At 66.6% G+C, this 5,520-nt stretch carries 7 protein-coding genes and 1 pseudogene; 4 read left to right on the top strand and 4 right to left on the bottom strand.

Features of this window, described 5'->3' with window-relative positions:
• A pseudogene (locus tag WAW85_RS17070) lies at positions 1-141 on the bottom strand (DUF885 domain-containing protein); the annotation flags it as partial.
• Positions 142-188: 47 nt separating this feature from the next.
• Here WAW85_RS17070 and coaA point away from each other — a divergent pair.
• Positions 189-1,130, top strand: a complete 942-nt coding sequence (coaA, locus tag WAW85_RS17065; protein ID WP_422560774.1) for a type I pantothenate kinase — start codon at positions 189-191, stop codon at positions 1,128-1,130.
• 9 nt (positions 1,131-1,139) lie between these two features.
• Here the strand turns inward: coaA and WAW85_RS17060 are convergent, their stop codons facing one another.
• From WAW85_RS17060 to WAW85_RS17050, 3 genes are read right to left on the bottom strand one after another with little or no spacing between them, the layout of a single operon-like run.
• Positions 1,140-1,649, bottom strand: a complete 510-nt coding sequence (locus WAW85_RS17060; protein WP_422560773.1) for a hypothetical protein — start codon at positions 1,647-1,649, stop codon at positions 1,140-1,142.
• A gap of 53 nt (positions 1,650-1,702) precedes the next feature.
• Entirely contained in the window at positions 1,703-2,188 is a 486-nt protein-coding gene (locus WAW85_RS17055) for an aminoacyl-tRNA deacylase (protein WP_422560772.1), read from the bottom strand.
• Positions 2,189-2,974 carry an isoprenyl transferase gene (locus WAW85_RS17050; RefSeq protein WP_422560771.1) on the bottom strand — a complete coding sequence of 262 codons (786 nt, stop codon included), beginning with the start codon at positions 2,972-2,974 and terminating at the stop codon, positions 2,189-2,191.
• Between the two features lie 60 nt (positions 2,975-3,034).
• Between WAW85_RS17050 and trhA the strand changes: the two genes are divergently transcribed.
• The 3 genes from trhA to WAW85_RS17035 all read left to right on the top strand — a co-directional run.
• Entirely contained in the window at positions 3,035-3,715 is a 681-nt protein-coding gene (trhA, locus tag WAW85_RS17045; protein ID WP_422560770.1) for a PAQR family membrane homeostasis protein TrhA, read from the top strand.
• Positions 3,716-3,725: 10 nt separating this feature from the next.
• Positions 3,726-4,259, top strand: a complete 534-nt coding sequence (locus tag WAW85_RS17040) for a hypothetical protein (protein WP_422560769.1) — start codon at positions 3,726-3,728, stop codon at positions 4,257-4,259.
• A 66-nt stretch (positions 4,260-4,325) separates the two neighbouring features.
• The coding region (locus WAW85_RS17035) for a PepSY-associated TM helix domain-containing protein (protein ID WP_422560768.1) at positions 4,326-5,520 on the top strand (1,195 nt) is incomplete at its 3' end.

Below are 5,520 nucleotides of genomic sequence, written 5' to 3'. Positions count from 1 at the left end.
GGGAGCGGGCGCGTTCTGCACCTCGGCGCGCAACGCCGGGTCGCCGGTGTAGGCGTCGACGAAGCCCGGTTCGATCCGGTCGAACTCGAGCCCGAGCCGCAGGTACTCGTTCACCAGGTCCGGTCCGGCAGAAGCAGTCATGTCGTCCAACGCTACCGACCCGCAGCGGGCCCGGTAGTGTGCCTGCCATGGCACGCCCCTCCAGTGACCGTGACCCCGGCCTCTACCTCGAATTGGACCGGCGAGAGTGGCGCGAGCTCCGGCAATCGATGCCGATGGTGCTGACCCAAGTCGAGCTGGAGAAGCTCGTCGGTCTCGGCGAGCAGGTCGATCTCACTGAGGTCGCCGAGGTGTATCTGCCACTGTCCCGATTGATCCACCTGCAGGTCGAGGCGCGCCAGCGGCTGTTCGCCGCGACGTCGACGTTCCTGGGTGGTCGCCAGCGCAATCGTCAGGTGCCGTTCGTCATCGGTGTTGCCGGCAGCGTGGCGGTGGGCAAGTCGACCACTGCCCGCGTATTGGCCACTCTGCTGTCCCGGTGGGATTCGCATCCGAAGGTCGATCTGGTCACCACCGACGGTTTCCTCTACCCGACCGCCGAGTTGCAGCGCCGCGGCATCATGCACCGCAAAGGTTTTCCCGAGTCATACGACCGCCGGGCCCTGCTGCGCTTTGTCACCGATGTGAAGTCCGGTGCCGAGTCGGTGCGCGCGCCGGTGTATTCGCATGTCTCCTACGACATCGTGCCGGGCGAATTCCACGAGGTGAATCAGCCCGACATTCTGATTCTCGAGGGCCTCAACGTTCTCCAGACCGGTCCGACGCTCACCGTCTCCGACCTATTCGACTTCTCCATTTACGTGGATGCGAAGCTGTCGGACATCGAGACCTGGTACGTCTCCCGATTCCTGCAGATGCGGACGACGTCGTTCGCCGACCCGGAATCGCACTTCCATCATTACGCGTCCCTGACCGACGAGCAGGCCACTATCGCCGCCCGGGATATCTGGATGTCGATCAATCGTCCCAATCTGATTGAGAACATCCTGCCCACCCGCCCCCGCGCGACCTTGGTGCTACGCAAGGATCGCGATCACTCAATCAACCGCGTCCGCCTCCGCAAGCTCTGAACGTCCTGGTCAGAACTTGCCGAAGGCGACGCCGCGCCAGCCCCAGCCGTTCGCCAGGGCGGTCTCTTGCAGGGGTTTCTTGATCTCGCTGGTGTCGAATTTGTAGTCGTAGACGACGCCGAAACGCAGGTCTTCCTCGCGGAAAGCCACGGCGGTCCCAAAGGATATTTCCTTCTTCTGTCCGCGGAAGCCCTCGGCGGCCGCCGACAACTGCGGGACCCCTGCCCGCCACGAGACGGTCCACTCTTGGTCGACGGCGCGGATCTCACCGGCGGCCTCGTCGAACTTCATCAGGATGCGGAAGACGCGTTCGGTACCGGCTTTGGCGAAGATCTCGTACCAGCGGGCGTCGACGATCTTCCACTCGGCAATCAGGTCCACGCCCTCGCCGCGGCCGTCGCGCACACTCCAGGGGGCGGTGGGCCGGTTCAGGCTGAGCAGTTGTTGCGCCACCACTCCCACCGGCTGGGGCACCGTCCCCTTGGGTGCGGATTTGCTCCCGGTCACGAAGTCGAACATGCCCATCACGGCCCCCTGCAGGTTTTGCCTACCTGAAGCCTAGCGGGCAATCGCTATCGGGTGAGGTCGGCGACCAATGCGCCGGTCACCGACACCAGATCGGCCGGTGCGATCTCGATCTCCAGTCCACGCTTGCCTGCACTGGTCAGAATCCGATCCCACTGCAGCGCCGAAGTATCCACGACGACGGGCAGCGCAGTTTTCTGCCCGAGCGGGGCAACGCCGCCCAGCACGTAGCCGGTCGCCCGCGTGACGGAGGCCGGCGGGGCCATCAGCGTCTTGGCCACCCCGAACGCCTTAGCGGCGGCTTTGAGGGAGAGTTTCTGCGGCACCGGCAGCACCGTGACGCCGAGCTTGCGGTCACCGAGGTCGACGACGAGCGTCTTGAATATCTGTGCAGGTGCCACGCCGAGCCGGTCGCCCATGATCGCGACGGCTTCGGCGCCATAATCGGCGTTTTTCCTATCGTGCGCGTAGTGGTGCACCACGTGCTCGATATCCGCGGCGGTCAGGGCTGCGATGGCCGGAGTCGCCGCCATCTACTTGCCGTATCGGCGCCCGCGCGCGGCAAAGTCGCGGAGCGCGCGCAAGAAGTCGACGCGGCGGAACTCCGGCCAGTAGGCGTCGGTGAACCACATTTCCGAGTAGGCACTCTGCCACAGCAGGAAGCCGCTGAGCCGCTGCTCCCCGGACGTCCGGATCACCAGGTCCGGATCAGGCTGACCGGACGTGTAGAGGTTGGCGTCGATCCCCGCAACCGAGACCGCATCGATCAGTTCGGCGGCACCCGCGCCCGCGGCGAGCTTCTCGCGCAACAGCGCCTGCACGGCGTCGACGATCTCCTGCCGGCCGCCGTAGCCGACAGCGACGTTGACGGTCATCACGCTCCGACCCGCGGTCCGCGCCGCGGCATCGCGCAGACGCGCGGCGACGTTGTCGGGCAGCACCTCCAGATTGCCGACCAGGTGCACGCGCCAGTCGCCGCCGGGCGCATCGGCGATCTCGTCGACAATGTCCGGGACGATCTCCATCAACGCGTCGAGTTCGTCGGAGGCGCGCGCCAGATTCTCGGTCGAGAGCAGATAGACGGTCATCGTCCCGATGCCCAGCTCCGAACACCAGCCGACCATATCGGCGATCCGCTTGGCGCCGACACGATGCCCGTGGGCGACGTCTTCGAAGCCAGCCTCCCGCGCCCACCGGCGGTTGCCGTCGCAGATGATCGCCACGTGCCGGGGGATCTGGTCGCCCTCCATGAGCTGGACCAGGCGGCCTTCGTATATGCGGTACAGGCCACCGCGCACGCTCTCCGGGATCAGTTTCACAGGCCAGATCTTACGCCCGCCGGAGGTTACCGGGAGGAAACTTACGGTAGCGTAGGTTCTATGACCGAGACGCTGCCAGCGCTAGACGCCGACGGACAGCTCAAGCCCACACTGCGCGGAGTCATCCACAAGTACTCCGCGTTCATCGCCATTGCGGTCGGCATTATTTTGATCGTCGGCACCGCGCGGCACCGAGACGCACTCGACATCGTTTCCGTATGTATCTACGTCGTCGGTATCACCGGACTGTTCACCACCAGCAGCATCTACCACCGCATCTCGTGGGTCAATCCGCGACACCAGATCGCCATGAAACGCGCCGACCACTCGATGATCTTCGTGTTCATCGCGGCCACGTACACGCCGTTCTGCATGATGGGCTTGGATAGCCCGACCCGCTGGTGGGTGCTCGGCATCGTGTGGCTCGGGGCTGTGGCCGGGGTCGTGTTGAAGCTGATCTGGCCGGGATCGCCACGCTGGCTCGGCACCTCGCTGTACATCCTCCTCGGCTGGGTCGCAGCCTTCGTGCTCCCCGAGTTGCTGCACAACACCGGTGCCGCGGTGGTCGTGCTGCTCGCCATCGGTGGTGTCTTCTACAGCGTCGGAGGCGTGTTCTTCGCACTGCGCTGGCCCGAACCGTGGCCCGGCGTGTTCGGTCACCACGAGGTCTTCCACCTGTGCACCGCGATCGCGGCGATACTGCACTACGTCGCCGTGTGGCTGCTGGTACTCGGCGCGTAGACTCCTGCGCGTGCTGACCACCGCGGAGAATGCGACACGTTCGCTTCCACGGTTGCGCGCAGCCTCCGTCGGGATCGTCGGCGCGGGACCCGGCATCGTCGCGCACTCGCTGGGCCACGGTTCGCTTCCGGGAACCAGCGGCCTGCTGATCGTCGGCAGTGCGGGCGTGGGTCTGGGTCTCGTCGCACAGCGCAGCACCCGCCTCCTCCCCTTGTTGGCCGCCAGCCAGGTGCTGATTCATCTGCTGCTGATCGCCCTCACCGGACACCACCACCAGCTTGTCACCGCGCCCATGCTCGCAGTCCACCTGCTTGGCACCCTCGCCGCGCTCGCCCTGGTCCGGGCCGCCGAACATCTGGTTCGCGCCGTCGCAGGCCTCGCGCTGCGCGTCGCCGCACTCACCGGGTCGGAGCCGGTGGAACCGCGCTGCGCCGGGGTCGCCCCGGCCCGATCATCATTCCGCCCGCACACCCTGAGCTACCTGGGCACCGTCGGAACCCGCGGTCCGCCCGCCCTCTCGAAGTCAGTCCTGACCCTGCCGTGAGCTAGCAGTACCGCGGCGGGGATCTTCTTCTTCGAAAGGTAACTCCTCGCCGTGTCCTCTACACGCATGTCCACATCTCGAATGTCCACAGCTACCGCCGTCCTCCTCAAACGCCTGCACTTTTACGCCGGGATCCTGGTGGCCCCGTTCCTGCTCGTCGCCGCGATCAGCGGCGGGCTCTACGCGCTCGCCCCACAAGCCGAACAACTCATCTACCGCGCGCAACTGCACACCGACTCGACCGGCCCGAACCATTCCATCGCCGAACAGATCGAGGCGGCCGCGGCGACCCGGCCCGACCTCACCGTCACTGCAGTGCGCCCGGCACCCGAACCGGGCGACACGACCCGGGTCCTGTTCGAGGACCCGACGCTCGGCGAATCAACCAGCCTTGCTGTCTTCGTCGATCCCGTCACGCTGCGAGTGGCCGGCGAGCTGCCCAGCTACGGCAGCAGCGGCTCACTGCCCGTGCGGACCTGGCTCGACAGCCTGCACCGCGACCTTCATCTGGGTGAACCCGGACGCTTGTACAGCGAGCTCGCCGCGTCCTGGCTGTGGGTAATCGCCCTGGCCGGTCTGGCGCTCTGGGTCATCAACCGCCGCAAGACTAAGCCCCTCCGGAGCACCCCCCGCACGCGGACGTTGAACTGGCATGCCGTCACCGGGGTCTGGATCATCGTCGCGCTGCTCTTCCTGTCGGCGACTGGACTGACCTGGTCGCGTTACGCGGGCGAGAACATCACCGACCTGCGGGCCGCGCTGAGCTGGACCCAACCCACGCTCAGCACCGCACTAGACGCCTCCGCCGCACCGGCGGCAAGCAGCGGTGGTCACGGCCACGGTGACCACGGCGCACCCGCCGCTACCGGCAGCGCGGCGGCCGCTACGGCGAACGCTGGCTACGCCGACACCGCACTAGCGCTGGCCCGGTCGGCCGGTGTCGGCGGCTCCGACGCCGTACAGATCTCCATCCCCAGCGATGACACAACGGCCTTCACCGTCACCGAGGTCCGCGCGCCGTGGCAGTTCTCGCCGAACAGCGCCGCCGTCGATCCGCGGGCCGACCAGGTGATCGGCGTCAACTGGTTCGCCGATTGGCCGGTCGCCGCACAGCTCGCCAACCTGGGGATCGCCTTGCATATGGGCATCCTGTTTGGTCTGCTGAACCAGGTGGTGTTGTTCGCCGTCGCGGTCGCATTAACGGTGATGATCGTCGCGGGCTACCGGATGTGGTGGCTGCGGCGCCCCCGCGGCGCGCACC

It is taken from the genome of Gordonia sp. (in: high G+C Gram-positive bacteria) (assembly GCF_049299075.1).
In the GTDB taxonomy this organism is placed as follows: Bacteria; Actinomycetota; Actinomycetes; order Mycobacteriales; family Mycobacteriaceae; genus Gordonia.
Note: the sequence above shows the minus strand (reverse complement) of the source record. Positions and strands in the feature narration are given on the sequence as shown.

Bases quoted from the DNA above. Each gene is read 5' to 3' on its own strand.
- trhA (WP_422560770.1), top strand. From the start codon at position 3,035: ATGACCGAGACGCTGCCAGCGCTAGACGCCGACGGACAGCTCAAGCCC.
- coaA (WP_422560774.1), top strand. From the start codon at position 189: ATGGCACGCCCCTCCAGTGACCGTGACCCCGGCCTCTACCTCGAATTG.
- WAW85_RS17060 (WP_422560773.1), bottom strand. From the start codon at position 1,649: ATGTTCGACTTCGTGACCGGGAGCAAATCCGCACCCAAGGGGACGGTG.
- WAW85_RS17055 (WP_422560772.1), bottom strand. From the start codon at position 2,188: ATGGCGGCGACTCCGGCCATCGCAGCCCTGACCGCCGCGGATATCGAG.